The 17155-nt window shown below is 49.8% G+C and carries 13 protein-coding genes; 4 read left to right on the top strand and 9 right to left on the bottom strand.

Annotated elements, in window-relative coordinates; genetic code table 11:
* Positions 1–62 precede the first annotated feature (62 nt).
* The 3 genes from LDN30_RS06810 (at position 63) to LDN30_RS06800 (ending at position 4678) form a co-directional block, all read left to right on the top strand.
* Positions 63–2375, top strand: a complete 2313-nt coding sequence (locus LDN30_RS06810; protein ID WP_223926000.1) for an NADP-dependent malic enzyme — start codon at positions 63–65, stop codon at positions 2373–2375.
* Positions 2376–2872: 497 nt separating this feature from the next.
* Positions 2873–3547 (top strand): response regulator transcription factor, encoded by a 675-nt coding sequence (locus LDN30_RS06805; RefSeq protein ID WP_223925999.1) that lies wholly within the window; start codon positions 2873–2875, stop codon positions 3545–3547.
* Positions 3548–3622: 75 nt separating this feature from the next.
* Positions 3623–4678, top strand: a complete 1056-nt coding sequence (locus tag LDN30_RS06800; protein ID WP_223929076.1) for a sensor histidine kinase — start codon at positions 3623–3625, stop codon at positions 4676–4678.
* A gap of 43 nt (positions 4679–4721) precedes the next feature.
* On the opposite strand, the gene LDN30_RS06795 is transcribed toward LDN30_RS06800, so the two are convergent.
* From LDN30_RS06795 to rplU, 8 genes are all read right to left on the bottom strand, one after another.
* Complete coding sequence (locus LDN30_RS06795) at positions 4722–5396, bottom strand: tetratricopeptide repeat protein (protein ID WP_223929075.1); 675 nt, start codon at positions 5394–5396, stop codon at positions 4722–4724.
* Positions 5397–5519: 123 nt separating this feature from the next.
* Complete coding sequence (leuB, locus tag LDN30_RS06790) at positions 5520–6581, bottom strand: 3-isopropylmalate dehydrogenase (RefSeq protein ID WP_223925996.1); 1062 nt, start codon at positions 6579–6581, stop codon at positions 5520–5522.
* 6 nt (positions 6582–6587) lie between these two features.
* Entirely contained in the window at positions 6588–8144 is a 1557-nt protein-coding gene (locus tag LDN30_RS06785; RefSeq protein ID WP_223929074.1) for a hydroxymethylglutaryl-CoA lyase-like TIM-barrel protein, read from the bottom strand.
* 46 nt (positions 8145–8190) lie between these two features.
* Positions 8191–8793: a 3-isopropylmalate dehydratase small subunit gene (leuD, locus tag LDN30_RS06780; RefSeq protein ID WP_223925994.1), complete on the bottom strand. Its 603-nt coding sequence runs from the start codon at positions 8791–8793 to the stop codon at positions 8191–8193.
* A gap of 18 nt (positions 8794–8811) precedes the next feature.
* Complete coding sequence (gene leuC / locus LDN30_RS06775) at positions 8812–10203, bottom strand: 3-isopropylmalate dehydratase large subunit (protein ID WP_223925993.1); 1392 nt, start codon at positions 10201–10203, stop codon at positions 8812–8814.
* A 47-nt stretch (positions 10204–10250) separates the two neighbouring features.
* Positions 10251–11750: a 2-isopropylmalate synthase gene (locus tag LDN30_RS06770; protein ID WP_223925992.1), complete on the bottom strand. Its 1500-nt coding sequence runs from the start codon at positions 11748–11750 to the stop codon at positions 10251–10253.
* A gap of 414 nt (positions 11751–12164) precedes the next feature.
* The gene (rpmA, locus tag LDN30_RS06765) at positions 12165–12452 is read right to left on the bottom strand and encodes a 50S ribosomal protein L27 (protein WP_223925991.1); all 288 of its coding nucleotides are present in this window, start codon (positions 12450–12452) and stop codon (positions 12165–12167) included.
* A 16-nt stretch (positions 12453–12468) separates the two neighbouring features.
* On the bottom strand, positions 12469–12786 hold the full coding sequence (rplU, locus tag LDN30_RS06760) for a 50S ribosomal protein L21 (protein WP_223925990.1): 318 nt from the start codon (positions 12784–12786) through the stop codon (positions 12469–12471).
* A 420-nt stretch (positions 12787–13206) separates the two neighbouring features.
* Between rplU and LDN30_RS16525 the strand changes: the two genes are divergently transcribed.
* Positions 13207–13602 (top strand): GreA/GreB family elongation factor, encoded by a 396-nt coding sequence (locus tag LDN30_RS16525; protein ID WP_373316533.1) that lies wholly within the window; start codon positions 13207–13209, stop codon positions 13600–13602.
* Positions 13603–13660: 58 nt separating this feature from the next.
* Here the strand turns inward: LDN30_RS16525 and LDN30_RS06745 are convergent, their stop codons facing one another.
* A complete protein-coding gene (locus LDN30_RS06745; protein WP_223929073.1) occupies positions 13661–17017 on the bottom strand; it encodes an alpha-amylase family glycosyl hydrolase in 3357 nt (1118 codons plus the stop codon).
* Positions 17018–17155: the final 138 nt, after the last annotated feature.

Here is a 17155-nt window from a genome sequence, read left to right as displayed (position 1 = left end):
TGCCATTGAATGTATTAAAACAAAGAATAGAATATCCAATAACAAAACAGAATATAGCTATTATGGTAAAAATCACAAAAGAGGCAGCTCTTGCCTACCATCACGATGGTCGTCCGGGCAAGATAGAGGTAAAGCCTACGAAACCGTACCAAACTCAAACAGATCTTAGCTTGGCTTATTCGCCGGGTGTAGCATATCCATGTCTTGAGATTCAGAAGAATCCTAACGACGTATATAAATATACCGACAAGGGGAACCTCGTGGCAGTGATAAGCAATGGCACAGCTGTCCTCGGCCTCGGCGACATCGGTGCCATGAGCGGCAAGCCGGTTATGGAGGGTAAAGGCCTGCTGTTCAAGATCTATGGAGGCATCGATGTCTTTGATATTGAGATAGATGAGAAGGACCCGGAGAAGTTCTGTGAGGCTGTTGAGAAGATTGCACCAACCTTCGGCGGCATAAACCTTGAGGACATCAAGGCTCCTGAGTGCTTCGCCATTGAGGAGCGTCTGAAGAAAACTCTCGACATTCCCGTTATGCACGACGACCAGCACGGCACCGCTATCATTTCTGCTGCCGGACTGATGAATGCCCTTGAGGTGGCCGGCAAGAAAATTGACGAGGTGAAAATCGTTGTCAACGGTGCCGGAGCAGCAGCAATAAGCTGTACGAAGCTGTACTGCTCTTTTGGTGCAAAGAAGGAAAATATCGTCATGCTCGACTCCAAGGGCGTTATCACCAGCGACAGACCAAACCTTACACCGCAGAAGAAGCTTTTCGCCACTGACCGCCGCGACGTGCATACGCTCGAAGAGGCTGTCAAGGGCGCCGACGTCTTCGTGGGACTCTCGAAGGGTAATGTCCTCACCCAGGACATGGTACGGTCGATGGCCGACAAGCCGATTGTTTTCGCCCTGGCCAACCCGGTTCCCGAAATTAGCTACGAGGACGCTATGGCCGCACGCCCTGATGTCCTCATGTCGACAGGCCGTTCCGACAAGCCGAACCAGATAAATAATGTCATCGGTTTCCCTTATATCTTCCGCGGAGCCCTTGATGTCCACGCTAAGGCTATAAACGAAGAGATGAAGATGGCTGCTGCCAAGGCCATTGCACAATTAGCCAAGGAGCCGGTACCTGACATCGTCAACGAAGTTTATCACGTCAACGACCTCACTTTCGGCCCCAAATACTTCATCCCCAAGCCCGTCGACCCACGTCTTATCACCGAGGTCAGCTCGGCTGTGGCCAAGGCTGCTATCGAAAGTGGTGTGGCACGCCACATCATTACCGACTGGGACGAGTATAAAGAGCACCTGCGGCAGCTCCTCGGACAGGAGACAAAACTCACGCGCACCCTTCATGCCACTGCAGCTCAACATCCGCAGCGCGTGGTGTTTGCCGAGGGCGGCCATCAAACTATGATGAAAGCTGCCGTTCAGGCTAAGCAGGAAGGAATTTGCGAGCCTATCCTCCTCGGCAATCCCGACCGTCTGAACCGTATTGCCAACCGCCTGAAACTCGACATCTCGGGAATAACAATCATCGACATGCGCGCCGACCAGGAGCAAGGACGACGGGCTACCTACGCCAAGCACCTCGCTGAGAAGCGGGCTCGAATGGGATATACCTTCGAGGAAGCCTACGACAAGATGTATGAGCGCAACTACTTCGGAATGTCGATGGTGGAAAACGGTGATGCCGATGCGTTCATCACTGGACTGTATACTAAGTACAGCAACACCATCAAAGTGGCTAAGGAGGTTGTCGGCATCCAGCCGGAATTCAACCACTTCGCCACAATGCACATCCTGAACACTAAGAAGGGTGTGTTCTATCTTGCCGATACCCTTATCAACCGCCATCCCGATGAGGATACGCTCTATGACATTGCCAAGCTGACAGCCCATGGAGTACGCTTCTTCAACGAGGAGCCAAACATCGCCATGATCAGCTACTCGAACTTCGGAACCGACCAGGTGGGCTCTCCTGTAAAGGTGCATGCGGCTGTGGAGCGGATGCAAAAGGAAGATCCGAGCCTCGCCATTGACGGCGAGATGCAGGTGAACTTTGCTCTCAACGATGAACTGCGTGACGATAAGTATCCTTTCACCAAGCTTAAAGGCAAGAAGGTCAATACTCTTATCTTCCCTAACCTCACGAGTGCAAACGCAAGCTACAAGCTCCTGCAGGCCCTGAATCCCGATGCTGAGATTATCGGCCCTATACAGATGGGACTTAACAAGCCAATCCACTTCACCGACTTCGAATGCTCTGTTCGCGATGTCGTGAACATTACTGCCGTTGCCGTTATCGATGCTTACGTGGAGAAAATCAAGAACAGCAACAGCTGTCTGCTGCTGAAGAAGAAATAAGCTCCTTTACAGCGTCATTTATTGAGAGCCGGTTAAAGCTCATCATTACATTTTTGGGCAACTGTCAATTACCCCGTTGGCAGTTGCCCAAATTGTTTTAATTTTGCGAAAAATATTAACACGAATGGAATATGTATCGTTTGAGCTTCTGAAACGGTCCGTTTCGCATCCTAAAACGGCCTCTTTTAGACTCTGAAATGGACCGTTTCAGAACGCGAAAAGGGCCGTTTTTCTATCTGTCTGACTATGTGGTAGTTGCGCGATTGAATCGGATAGATGCGCAATGTGAAATATTCTTACATTTTCGTCGGCCTCTCCCAATTGTCAAATTCCGAAATTTCATGGTTTGATGCCGTGGCTTCGGCATGATGAGAAGAATGAACATATAGTCCGATGGAACATATTTGCAATTGTGACCTCGATTGATTATGTATAGGATGGGATTGATACTACGCACATTAATGGCAATAAGCATATGAATTCTGCGTTATTACGACATGAAGATTCTGATTATAGAAGACGAGTACAGACTCTCGAACAGCATTCGGGACTATCTTGAAAGGGATGGTTATTTGTGTGAGCAGGCTTTCACCTTCAACGAAGGCAGGATGAAGGCCGGTTCGTATGATTACGACTGTGTGCTTCTCGACCTTATGCTTCCGGGCGGCGACGGTCTGGACATCCTACGGGCAATAAGAAAGAAAGAGAATCCGGCTGGAGTCATTATCATCTCGGCCAAAGACTCGCTCGACGATCGCCTGAAAGGATTGGAGATTGGTGCCGACGACTATATTGGTAAGCCCTTCGCACTGCCCGAACTGCAAATGCGCATATACGCTCTCATTCGCCGTAAGGAGTTTAAGGCCAACAACATATTAAAAGTTGGCAGTGTGATGGTAAACCTCCTTGAAAAGACCGTTGAGGTGAATGGAGAGAATGTCGAGTTGACGCGTTCGGAATATGAGCTGTTGCTGTTCTTTCTGAGCAACCGCGATCGTGTGCTTTCAAAACTTGCCATCGCCGAGCACCTGAGCGGTGAGATGGCCGACATGATGGACTCTTTCGACTTCATTTACAGCCACATAAAGAATCTGAAAGCGAAACTCGCCAAGGCCGGATTGCGTGATTGCATTCATACCGTTTACGGCACGGGTTACAGATGGAAAGAATGAAGAACAAAGGGGAAACGGTTGATAACAGTGAGTATCAGCAGATTTATTGGAGATGAATTTCAACAACGGAGCAAAATGAAGATGAAAGAACGTTCGCTGACGAGCAAGCTGATGAGGCGGTTCGTGCTGTTTATGGTGGTTCTGACCATAATGGCAATACCGGTTCTTTATTACATTACTACTGCATACTATGCCGAGGACCTTACCGACCTCGTGGAGAACTATGGTATCAAGAACCCCGATATCGACCTCGAGGAAGATACGCTCATGGGACTTTTCATCCAGTTTATGTCGATAATAGTCATTCTCTTTGCTGCCGTTCTCTTGGTTATGAGGTATGTTCCGCAAAGACTTTGGGCGCCATTCAACGACACTCTCGCAAAGATTAAGGGTTTCAGGGTGGAAAAAGGTAATGTCCCTGCGTTAAAGAAATCGGGCACAAGGGAGTTTGATGAGCTCAACGCGACCCTGGAGATAATAATGAGCAACAGCGTGAACAGCTATCGGGTTCAGAAGGAGTTTACCGAGAATGCATCCCACGAGCTACAGACCCCATTAGCTATTGTCCAGGGAAAACTCGACAATCTCTTGCAGGACAGGCTCACGGAGCATCAGGCCAGAGAGTTGCAGGATATTTATATGGAAATCAGGCACATGTCACGACTGAGCCGTAACCTCCTCTTGCTCTCGAAGATAGAGAACAACCAATATCACAATTTCGTGAGTATCAACGTGTGTGAGAAGATTGAGCAGCTGCTCCCGAAACTTGAGGGCATCGCCGATGGGCTGAACATAGATACTGATTTTCAGGATACTTCGCTGACCGTTGAGGCCAATGAAGTTCTCATGGAGAGTATGCTCAATAATCTTGTCGTCAATGCTGTACGGCACAATAAGGCCGGTGGAACAATTATTATCAGTGTCACCAATGGGCACTTGTCCATTGCCAATCCCTCCGATGAACCGCCTCTTGATGCCGACAGGGTCTTTTCGCGCTTCTACCGCATGAAGTCAAGTCAGAAAGGCAATGGCCTCGGTCTGGCTATCGTCAAGAGTATCTGCGACTACCATCACTGGATGGTGAGCTACAAATACCGCGATGGACTCCATATATTTACGGTAGTCTTTTAGACAGTGGGCCTTATAATAGTGTAATATCCTAAGTGCCAGACAGTTATTTGCCAATACGCTTGAAGTAATCGGACAGATTAGCGCGCGGAATACCTAATCTGATAAGTAGTTCCAGGTCCCTGCGGGCCTCTGCCTTCTTGCCGAGGGTGATAAGGATATTGGCCCTGTTAAGGATATAATCCGTGTTTGTGGGGTCGCGCATGATAGCCTCGCTGTAGTCATATTCAGCAAGATAGAGCATCTGGCGCTCTTCTTCCATACCGGCACGTGCCGCATAAGCCGAGGCACTGTCGGGAAAGGCCTGCACAAGAAGGTTTATCTCGTCGAAAGCCTTAGTCTTTTTCTTGTCCTTATCATCGAGCAACGCCAGTCCGAGTTTGGCCTCGTAGTTGTTCGGCACCTGCCGCAGCACATTCATATAGTCCTGACGTGCAAAGCCATAGCGGCCCAACTTCGTGTTGACAAAAGCGCGGAAATAGAGAGCAGACAGATTGTCGGGGTCGTGGAGAAGGATAAGATCATACTCATTTTTGGCATAATCCCACTCGCCGAGCTCCACGTTCCATCTGGCTTTTTTAAGTCTGAGATTGATACTGTCGGGACGTAATTCCAGTTCTTTTTCAGCGGCATTGAGTGAATCGCGCAGTGATACGGCAGACTGAGCATATCCTGATGCTGTTGTCAACAGTACTATCAGAGAGATAATAATTCGCTTCATTAAAAGAGATTATCGTTTGTCGGATTAATAATTATTGGCCTTAGCCCACAAAAAACATAGGGTGAGCACCCGGAACCGTAGCCTCAGCCACGATGTTTCCGGGTGCTGCACTATCTGGCATTATTAGTGTTGCTTGATATAATCGACAATCCACTGTCCTACCTCGTCGGTACCGTAGTGGTTGCCGCCTTCGACCTGAATCTCCGGTGTGCGCACATTGGCATCGAGACTTGCCGAAACGGCCTCGCGAATCTTTGCGCCTTCATCGTTGAGGCCGAAGTGCTCGAGGAGCATTGCAGCCGATAGAATCTGCGCCAGAGGGTTAGCGATATTCTTGCCGGCGGCTTGTGGCCACGAACCGTGCACTGGCTCGAAGAGCGGTGTGTGCTCGCCGAGCGATGCTGACGGCTGAAGGCCCATGGAACCGGTTATGCAGCTTGTCTCGTCGGTGAGGATATCGCCGAAAGTGTTCTCCGTGACAATGACATCGAAGAAACGCGGCTCGGTGAGAACGCGCATCGAGGCATTGTCGATGAACATATAATCGGTGGTGACATCAGGATATTGCGATTCCATCTCCTTGGCAACCTGACGCCATAACCGTGAGCTGGCCAGGACGTTAGCCTTGTCGACAACGGTGAGATGTTTCTTGCGGCGCTCGGCAAAGTCGAATGCAACCTTCAGAATGCGTTCTATCTCATTGCGGTGGTAAATGTCGGTATCCCAGGCCACATCGTTGTCCTGATGCTTCTCGCCGAAGTACATTCCACCTGTCAGTTCACGGATAACGACGAAGTCGGCTCCGCGAAGAAGTTCATCCTTTAGTGGCGATTTATGTATGAGGCAGTCGAACGTGGCTACCGGCCGAACGTTGGCGAAGAGGCCGAGTTTCTTCCGCATGGCAAGGAGCCCCTGCTCTGGGCGCACTTTAGCTGTCGGGTCGTTGTCGAAACGCGGGTCACCGACGGCTGCGAAGAGCACGGCATCGGCATCCATGCAGGTCTTGAAAGTTGAATCGGGGAACGGATCGCCGACAGCGTCGATAGCATGAGCACCGGTAATGGCCTCATGATAGACGAACTCGTGGTTGTACTTCTTGGCTATGGCGTCGAGAACGGCCACACCCTGTTTCATGATCTCAGGTCCTATACCGTCGCCTGAGAGAACGGCTATATTCAATTTCATAATGTGTTAAATTGTTTTGTATGGTTTCTTATATGGCATGGCACGCTCATCTTCGATGATGTTCAGCATCTTTATCGTGGCCTTGATGGCTGCCTCAGTCTGGTCGGCATCGACGGCATGCGTGCGAATGACGTTACCGTTATTATCCCATGTGATGACTGTCTGGACAAGGGCATCGGTGCGGCCGCCAGGAGGAATGGTCACCTGATAGTCTTTAAGAAGAGGAAATGTGCTCTTCAGCGAATCACGGTATATCTTCCTAAGGGCCTTAACGAAGGCGTCGTACTGTCCGTCACCGGTTGAATCGGCTGCATAGGCCTCACCGTTGATCTCCACTTTAATGCTTGCTATAGGTTTGAGACCATAACTCGTTGTCACCATGTAGCTTACGAGCTTAACGCGATTCTCAGGAGCACTGTGCTTTAGAACATCTGAAACGATGAATGGCAGGTCGTCCTGAGTCACTATTTCCTTACGGTCGCCGAGTTCTGTTATCCTTTTCGTAACAGCCCTGGTCTGTTCGGCTGTAAGCTCCAATCCTAATTCCTTGAGGTTCTGGGCGATATTGGCCTTTCCAGAGTTCTTGCCGAGGGCATACTCCCGTTTGCGGCCAAAGCGTTCGGGGACGAGAGCGTTGCTGTAGAGATGGTCCTTGCGGTCGCCGTCGGCATGGACTCCGGCCACCTGCGTGAAGACATTCTCGCCGACGACAGGCTGGTTGGGGGCCACGGCTATACCGCTGTAGCCGGCCACGAGACGTGAAATCTCATTGAGTCTGTCCTCTTCGATATTTGTCTCTATATGCATCTGGTCTTTCAGCATAACCTCAACACTGGCCAACGGGGCATTGCCGCAGCGCTCGCCAAGACCGTTGACGGTGACGTGAAGGCCTTTAGCCCCACCCTTCACCGCTGCTAACGAATCGCCGACAGCCATGTCGTAGTCGTTGTGGGCGTGGAAGTCGAACCACTGGTCTGGGTAGCGGGTGACCATCTGATGGATGTATTCAAGGGTCTCAAGCGGTGTAAGTATTCCGAGAGTGTCAGGAAGAAGGAAGCGCTTGATATTCATGTCCTTCAATGCGTCCATCATCTTCCATACGTAGTCGGGGCTGTCCTTCATGCCGGAACTCCAGTCCTCAAGATAAAGATTGACATCCATTCCGCGCTCACCGGCATAATTGAGAACTTTCTTTATATCCTCAATGTGTTCTTCTGGAGTCTTGTGGAGCTGGTGCTCGCAGTGGCGCAGTGAGCCTTTCGCAAGCAGATTGATGACCTTACAGCCACAATCGGCAATCCAATCAACAGACAGGTGTCCGTCGACGAAGCCTAAGACTTCAACCTTATTGAGCATGCCAATGGTCCGTGCGTAACGGCATATCATGCTCACCGACTCCTTTTCGCCCTCGGAGACGCGTGCTGATGCCACCTCAATGCGGTCGACGTTGACATCGCGCATCAGTGAGGCAGCTATCTGCAACTTCTCGTGAGGGAGGAACGAGACACCATTGGTCTGCTCTCCGTCGCGGAGTGTCGAGTCCATTATCTCAATTTTCTGCATACTGTAATCCTTTGAAAATTAACGAGGAATGAACGTAAAGGCATGATTATTTGCCTTGTTTCCTCTTGTTTTCATATTCCTCTACCTTGTCTTTATTCTCAACAAGGAAGTCGACATCATCGAGGCCGTTCTCAAGACAGTGCTTTTTATAGCCATTAATCTCGAAGTGCTCCTGACTTCCGGTAGCATTGTTGGTCACGGTCTGGTTAGGAAGATCAACGGTGACGGTCATAGCCGGATTCTTGTCTATACTGTCGAAGAGCTCTTTCAGGAACGGTTCGGTCACGACAACAGGCAGCACAAAGTTGTTGAGCTCGTTGTTCTTGTGGATATCGGCAAAGAACGAGCTGATAACCACGCGGAAACCATATCCTGCGATGGCCCAGGCTGCATGTTCGCGGCTTGAGCCGGAGCCGAAGTTCTTGCCGGCAACGAGGATTACGGCATCCTTAAATTCAGGCTTGTTGAGGACGAAATCGGGTTTCGGTGAGCCATCCTTATTATAGCGCCAGTCGCGGAAGAGATTGTCGCCAAATCCTTTCTTATCAGTGGCTTTAAGGAATCGTGCGGGAATTATCTGGTCGGTGTCGACATTCTCCAACGGCAGTGGAGCACATGTCGATGTTATAACATTGAATTTCTGTTTCATGATCTGTTCTTGGTCGAATTAAAGTTTACGTGGATCTGTTATGCGCCCTGTTATTGCAGCGGCAGCGGCTACAAGCGGCGAAGCGAGGATAGTACGTGCACCAGGCCCCTGACGGCCTTCGAAGTTACGGTTGCTCGTAGATACACTGTACTTGCCGGCCGGAATCTTGTCGTCGTTCATGGCGAGACAAGCTGAGCATCCCGGTTGTCGGATAACGAATCCTGCATCGGCAAGAATCTTGTCAAGGCCTTCATCCTCAATTTGTTGCTTCACATGCCAGCTGCCCGGAACAAGCCATGCCACTACGTTGTCGGCTTTATGTTTGCCCTTGACGATATTTGTGAAAGCACGGAAGTCCTCGATACGGCCGTTGGTGCAGGCTCCGAGGAATACGTAGTCGATAGGGTGCCCCTCGAGTTTCTCACCGGGCTCAAATCCCATATAGTTCAGAGCTTTCATGAAACTGGCTTGCTCATCTGCTGGAATCGTATCTATAGTCGGGATGCTCTCACTTATTCCTATGCCCATTCCCGGGTTAGTACCGTACGTGATGCGTGGCTCGATATCGGCACCGTCAAATGTCAGTTCCTTGTCGAATACTGCGTCGTCACCGCTCTTTAGAGTCCGCCAATAGGCCACAGCCTTATCCCAATCCTCTCCCTTCGGAGCATACTCACGACCTCTGAGGAATTCGAAAGTTTTTTCGTCAGGAGCCACAAATCCACCGCGCGCACCCATCTCAATACTCAGATTGCACAGTGTGAGACGGCCGTCCATACTCATATCGCGTACGACATCACCACTATATTCAACGAAATATCCTGTAGCACCGGATGTCGTTATTTTCGACATCAGATAGAGGGCCACATCCTTTGCCGTAACACCGTTTCCGAGTTTCCCATTGATGTTGATGCGCATCGACTTTGGTTTCTGCTGAAGGATACACTGCGATGCGAGAACCATCTCCACTTCCGATGTGCCGATACCAAAGGCCACAGCACCTACGGCACCATGTGTTGACGTGTGAGAGTCGCCGCAGACAATGGTCATTCCCGGCAGGGAAAGGCCTTTTTCAGGACCGATGACATGGATGATACCATTGTCCTTTGTGTTCATCTTGAACTCGGTAAGCCCGAATTCTGCGCAGTTGCGGTCAAGAGTGTCTATTTGCTTACGTCCCACAGGGTCAGCTACGGGCTTGTCCTGATCATGTGTCTGAACGTTATGGTCGGGCATGCAGAACACCTGCTTGGGTCGGAATACTTTCATTCCACGCTGGCGCAGACCGTCGAAAGCCTGTGGCGAGGTAACCTCATGGCAGTAAAGCCGGTCGATGTATAACTGTGTTGGACCGTCGGGTACTATCTGAACCACATGTGAGTCCCAAATCTTGTCAAAAAGAGTATTCATATTCTTTTTCTTATATTGTTTCTTTCCCTATAAAGGAAATTTTATTGTTAGTTCCTGAATTTATTTATACAGTCGATATAGGCCTCCACAGAGGCTGTCACGATGTCGGTGTCGGCACCAAAGCCGTAGTAGACGTGGCCATTATACTCAACTTGCATGTGCACTTTACCGACATCGTCAGACCCCTTATCTATAGCCTGAATTGTGAACTCCTTGAGAGTCATCTGCTTAGTGATAATCTTCTTGAGCGCTTTTATAGCCGCATCGACTGGACCATTGCCCGAAGCAGTGTCCTCAAACTTCTGTCCGGCAATATCGAGGCCTACAGATGCTACGCTGCGAACGCCCTTGCCGGTAGTGACTTGGAGGTAATCGAGACTGACAGCGTGGTCGGAAGCAGTATCGGCTCCTGCGAGCATGAGAATGTCATCATCGGTAACCTCCTTCTTTTTGTCGGCAAAGACAAGGAATTTCTGGTAAATTTTGTCGAGCTTATCCTCATCCTTAATCTCAACGCCGTTGATCTCGAGCCGGTATTTCAATGCTGCACGGCCGGAACGAGCTGTGAGAACAATAGAATTGTCGTCGATTCCTACATCCTTAGGATCCATAATCTCATACGTTTGGACATTCTTCAGAACACCATCCTGATGTATGCCTGACGAATGTGCAAATGCATTTCGACCCACAATGGCCTTGTTTGGCTGTACCGGCATATTCATCAGCGACGACACCATACGCGATGTCTGATAAATCTTTGTAGTGTTGATGTTTGTGTCAATGCCGAGATATTTATGACATTTGAGGATCATGGCAATCTCTTCAAGGGCAGTGTTGCCGGCACGCTCGCCAATACCGTTGATGGTTACCTCAACTTGGCGTGCACCATTGATTATTCCTTCGAATGTGTTTGCTGTTGCCATACCTAAGTCGTTATGGCAGTGAGTGGAAATTTGGGCCTTCTCTATTCCGTCGACATGCTCCATGAGATATTTAATCTTGTTGCCGTAATCCTGAGGAAGGCAGTATCCTGTTGTGTCAGGGATATTTACTACGGTGGCACCTGCTTTAATAACAGCCTCGATGACTCGTGCAAGATATTCGTTATCAGTACGTCCGGCATCCTCGGCGTAGAACTCCACATCTTCCACATACTTCTTGGCGTATTTGACTGCTGACACAGCCCAATCGAGAATCTCGTTGCGGTTTGAGTTGAACTTGTACTTTATGTGGCTGTCGCTTGTGCCCAGACCTGTGTGTATGCGCTTGCGCTTGGCATATTTCAGACTCTCGAAGGCTACGTCAATATCTTTTTCTTTGGCACGTGTCAGTGCACAAATAGTTGGCCATGTCACTGCCTTGCTGATTTCAACAACCGAGTTAAAGTCGCCCGGACTCGATATTGGGAATCCAGCCTCAATCACGTCTACACCCAACTGTTCAAGCTGTTTTGCAACCTGAATCTTCTCCACAGTATTCAGCTGACAGCCTGGTACCTGTTCGCCGTCGCGGAGTGTCGTGTCGAAAATGTAAAGTCTCTCACTCATATACTATATCTTTTAACTGATTAATCTTGTCGATGGATATTAAAAAAGCCTTTCACACTGCGGAAGTGAGAAAGGCTTCATATATCTTATACGTTAGATTAAATGCATACCCTATCACTTCCGCCTACTCTATGAAGTCGGATGCTAATAATAATATGCAAGTTCGTCAGATTATACATTTACTTTAATTTCTTTTATTTACGGGCACAAAATTAAACAATTAATATGAAACTGCCAAATAATCTATTACTTTTTTAATGATTATTCTTATAAAACTCTGATTTTAATTGAATATTTGTCTTAAATCAATAAATACCCACCATTGATTGATGGCAAATGGGCCTATATGCAGGAAGCCTGCTCCCTTGGCAGGGAACAGGCTCCTATGTTTGTTTGGAATAGTTGTTTTTGTTGTTAAGCCTCAGGCGTTGTCTTTGCGGCGTAATCCTCAGGAGAAAGCACAGAGACCTTGCTCTTGTTGAACTTACCCTTGTGGAAGTAAACGATACCGTCGGTAAGAGCGTACAGAGTGTCGTCCTTGCCCTGAGCCACATTCTCGCCTGCGAAGTGCTTGTTACCGCGCTGACGGACGATAATGTTGCCTGCGGAAATCTTCTGACCGCCCCAGATCTTCACACCTAAACGCTTTGAAGCTGACTCACGACCGTTGCGTGAACTTGTCTGACCTTTCTTATGTGCCATTTCGTGTCCTCCTTTTTTAAGCGTTAATTGATTTTACCTCTACCTGAGTGAAGTGGGTACGGTGACCGTTCTTCTTGCGTGAATCCTTACGGCGCTTCATCTTGAAGACGACGACCTTGTCACCCTTGACAAGAGGATTTACGACCTCAGCTACTACTTTCGCACCATCAACAGTCGGTGCGCCTACTGTTACGGTTCCATCGTTGTCGACGAGCAGAACCTTGTCAAACTCAACAGTCTTGCCTTCCTCGGCATCCTTGATATGGTTGACAAAGAGCTTCTTGCCCTCTTCAACCTTAAACTGTTGACCGTTAATTTCTACAATTGCGTACATTATTTATTTATTGTAAAACGGGTTTCACCGCCAGGCGTCAGGAGCATCACCTGCACTTTTACCAGCCTAAACGGCATAAATCGGATGCAAAGGTACTAATTTATATGGTAACGACAAAATAATAATCCGAATTTTTATCGCTTTAACATACGGTTCTTTCATTTAAATTTTGACTGACATGGCATGATTGTCGTTCTGTCTCCGCTTTATCGCAGAATCGCTTATTGCGGTAAAAATCTGATAGTCAAGGGTAAAGCATCCCCTACCCAAGCCGGATGTAGCTCAGAAGTTATTATATATCCCTCAAAATCAACCGCCAAGCTATTAATCCCTTATAGGGAAGAAAAAGTTGCATCCGAGATGATAAAAGTGCGTAATTATTTGGTTGTTAGCGAATTATTTTGTACCTTTTTAGTGTAACTGCCGAAAGCCATCCAGGCTATCTCCGAGGCGCGCGACAAAGGCGACCTCAGCGAGAACTTTGAGTACCATGCCGCCAAGCGCGAACATGGACAAATACTATGGCGTATACATTTCCTTCAGAAAATACTGTCGAACGCGCGCGTTATGCCAGCTTCACAGATGGAGACCGATACGGTGCAGTCGCTTACGAAGGTGGAACTCCTGAATGTTGCCAACAACAAGACCATGACTTACACTATTGTGAGTCCGCATGAGGCAAACACCAGGGAAAGGAAGATTTCCGTAAAGTCGCCTATCGCCAAGGCATTGTTGAACAGAAAGAAAGGCGAGGTCGTGGAGGTTCATGTCCCCGTGGGACTTATAAAGCTAAAGATAGTAAACATCAGTCGATAAAATACAAAAAAAAGAGCGGCGGTACCGATGCAAGGTGCCGCCGCCATTTTTTAATGTCTTATCTTATGATATATTTTTTGCCGTTGATGATGTAAACACCCGACTTCAGGATGAATGACGCGGCTTCAAGACTGCCCACACGAGCGGCGACACGGCCGTTGAGGTCGTAGACGGTCAGCACTCCCGTGGCCGATGACGTTACGTTGCTGAGGCCAGTGGCTATGCCCGTCTTGGTGTAGTAGCCTCCGTTGGTGAAGGCGAATGTAGACGTCTGGTTGTCGCCATTGCCGTTGTTGTTCCAGATGATGTTCGCCGGCATGTCGGTGAGGGTACCGGTGTATATCCACTCCCAGATGTCATAGCCGTCAGAAGACTTCACGTCCAGCTTCGTGGCCTTGTCGCCAGGCCATGCGACGGTGTTGTAACTGTTCTTGTCGGTCCATACCCAGGCGTGGATGTCGCTCCATCCACAGTTGTTCACGAAGTAAGCGTGGATTTTCTGGTTGTCGGATTTTGTGTAGGTGGCGGTCTTCACGTTCGACACCTTACCGTCTTTGAGGGCTCCGACCTTCAGTGTCGTGGTCTCGGTGAAGGTGAACGTCTTAGTATCGGCAAACGTGTTGCTGTTTGCTGTAGGCTCCGTGCCGTCGGTGGTGTACACTCCCGTGGCGTTCTTCACCGTGGCAGTGACGGAAATGTTGTCCTTGAATGATGTGGAGCCTTCAGAGAGAGCCACGCTGATAGCGTCTGGATTTGCTGACACCTCGTGGTCCCAAGTACCGTCTACATAGTATCCGTGGTTCTTGTATTCCAGGTCGGCACTCTGACTGCCGCCTGCCGGGATGAAGATGACCTTTGATGGCATCGACGACTCGGAACCGTCGTACGTCCATTTGTAAATCTTCTTTCCGCTGGCATTCACTCCCATATATTCCATGTTAGGCTTCTTGTCCCAAGCACCACCGGTGAAGTTGGCCTTGTCGTTCCATACCCAGATGGCAACGGAGGAGGCGTCGGTCTCATAGAACACGCTCTTCTCGTCGGCGGTGACGGAAGGAGTGTACACGCCGACCTTCTTATAGGTCTGGCTTCCCGTCTTCTCCGCAGAGCCATCCTTAGGAGTGGCACCCCAGGTAACGGTGTATGTGGTGCCGGTGTCGTCGCCCTTGCCGATGGTGAACGACGTGTTGCCGGTAACGTTGACCTTCTCTCCGCCGTTGATGCTGTACCATGCGCTGGTGCAGTTGACGAGTGAGACGTTGACGGTGAGGCTCTCGCTGGTGAACGATGTGCCTGCCGGTGAGAAACTAAGACCTGCCGAGCCTACTGCATCCTCCGGGCCAATCCACTTCTCTGCACCTCCATCAGTGGCGAGTCCGCTGTTGTCGGCAGAACCGGCGGTAGAGGTGTAGAGGAACGGACCGTCCTCGCCAATCTTTCCGGGGCCGTTGAGAACGTAGACACGTGCGTTGCCCTGGTTGGTAGGGCAGGAGACGGTGAGCGTACCATTGGTAACGGTCTTAGTGTCGCCCGTCACGCAGTCGGAATATGTGCCGTTGGGGATGTTTGAGAACGTCGCTGTGCCAGCCTGCTGGGCCACACAGACGTAGCTGTTCTCGCCGTTGGCGTTATATGCCTTTGACCAAGCCCATCCTGAGGTGCTGGACTGTTTGGCGTACTGTCCCTTGCGCAGTGCCGGCACAGCCTGGCGGATGCGGTTCAGACGCTCCAGATGTTTTGCCAAAGGATGGTTCAGGGTCTTCTCGACTTGTCCTGAGGCGGTGAACTGTCCGAAGTCGCTGGCGCTGACGTCGCCCTCTATGTTCTGTCCGAAGTAAGCACGACCGGTGTCGGAGAGAGGACCGTTAGGACCATTGTCGATTTTCTTTCCTGCCTGGAACTGTACCTCAGAGCCGTAGTAAAGACATGGTATACCGCGGAAGAGGAACATCCATGTGAGGTTCTCGGCCCACTGCTCCGTGCTGCCTGAGAAACGGATGCCGTCGTTGGGCTGTGGACCGTAGTCGTGGGAGTCGACATAAACGACATTCCATGTGGCATCGTTGTACTTATTGTCCTCGTCGGTCATTCCCCATACAGAGCCAACGTTAGAGAAGTTGTAGTGGACAGGGAAGTCGATTACGTTGAATCCTGACGACTGCGAGTAGTCAGGAGTGTGGTAGGCACCGTTGACGAGCCATGCGTTGTTGCTCGTGCCCTTCGATGCGTCATCATTAGTGCAAGTAACCATGTTGCCCAGTGGGGCTGCACCCTCCTTCACTGTCTGGCTTGCCCACCATGAGGCGTCATACTTCTTCCACTCGTCTTCGAGTGTGGAGCTGGACTTCCATGTGTAGTAATAAGGTGAGAGTATGGGCTGATCACGGTATGTCACACCACTGTAACGAGCGCAGACCTCACCGTACATATAGAAAGGTGATGGCTTGGTCTGACCTGCCAGAAGTCTTTTCGATGCGTATTTCTCACCGAGTTCCTTGAAACGTGGGATGAAGGCGGTGTTGAAAGTCAGCGGAGCAATATGCCCGGAAGTGTCGATACGGAAGCCGTCGACACCCATCTCGATGAACTTCTCATAGCACTCGATAAGGTATTCGTCGACAGCTGGGTTTTCGGTGTTGAGGTCCACGCAGTCGCCTGCTATCTGTCCCCACCACCGTGTGGGCTCATCCCAGTTCCATGCGGTTGCCACGTGGTGCCAATAGTTGTTTTTGTCGTGGTTCTGCCCGTCGGTATTCTTCATCAGTGCCAGCCGTGACTGGTACTGTGCACTACCGGCCATGCCGAGATAGTCGGAGGGAAGCACGTTGTAGTCGGGGAGCATGCAGTCGTTGATGGAGGCCTGGTTTCTGATGTCCTCGTCTCTTGTGAACTCATGCATGAGCTTTGCCTCACCGAAGTTGCCGGTGTGGTTGAGCACGATGTCGAGGATAATCTTTATGCCCTTGGCGTGTGCCGCCTTGATGAGCTCCTCAAACATTTGATTGCCTGTCTTGTTGGCATCCTCACCGGTGACGCCCTGGTAGCGGCAGTCGACCTTCGAGAAGTCGGAGGCGTGATAGCCGTGGTAGTCGTAGCCGGAGGCATTCTGCACCACGGGGGTTATCCAGATTGCGGTGAAGCCCAACGCCTTTATATAGTCGAGCTTGTTGATGAGGCCCCGGAAGTCACCGCGCCAGCACGGGTCCTTGGTGGAAATCTGCGCGGCCTGGTTGTCCCAGCATAGTACGTTGTTGCCTTCGTCGCCGTCGAAGAAGCGGGTGGTGATGACGAAATAGATACTCTCGTCGCGGAAGTCAGTGCGGTTCTGACTGAAGTTGCCGTTGTCGGCACTCACGTTCAGCGATGTGAGCCATGCCAACAGAGTCAGTAAAAGAGCGTGAAAAGTTTGCTTCATAAGAATGAATGTTGAGTTAGTTAAGTTGTTGTTATTGAATACTGTTCGCAAAGTTACGATGAAAAGAAAACTGATATAGGTCAATAATTGCAAATTTTTCTATTTTCTTAATGCAAACGTTTGCCTGTTAAAATCCCT

Source organism: Prevotella lacticifex, assembly GCF_019973375.1.
GTDB classification, from domain to species: domain Bacteria; phylum Bacteroidota; class Bacteroidia; order Bacteroidales; family Bacteroidaceae; genus Prevotella; species Prevotella lacticifex.
The sequence above is the reverse complement of the archived record's forward strand: the minus strand, read 5'-3'. Positions and strand labels throughout refer to the sequence as shown.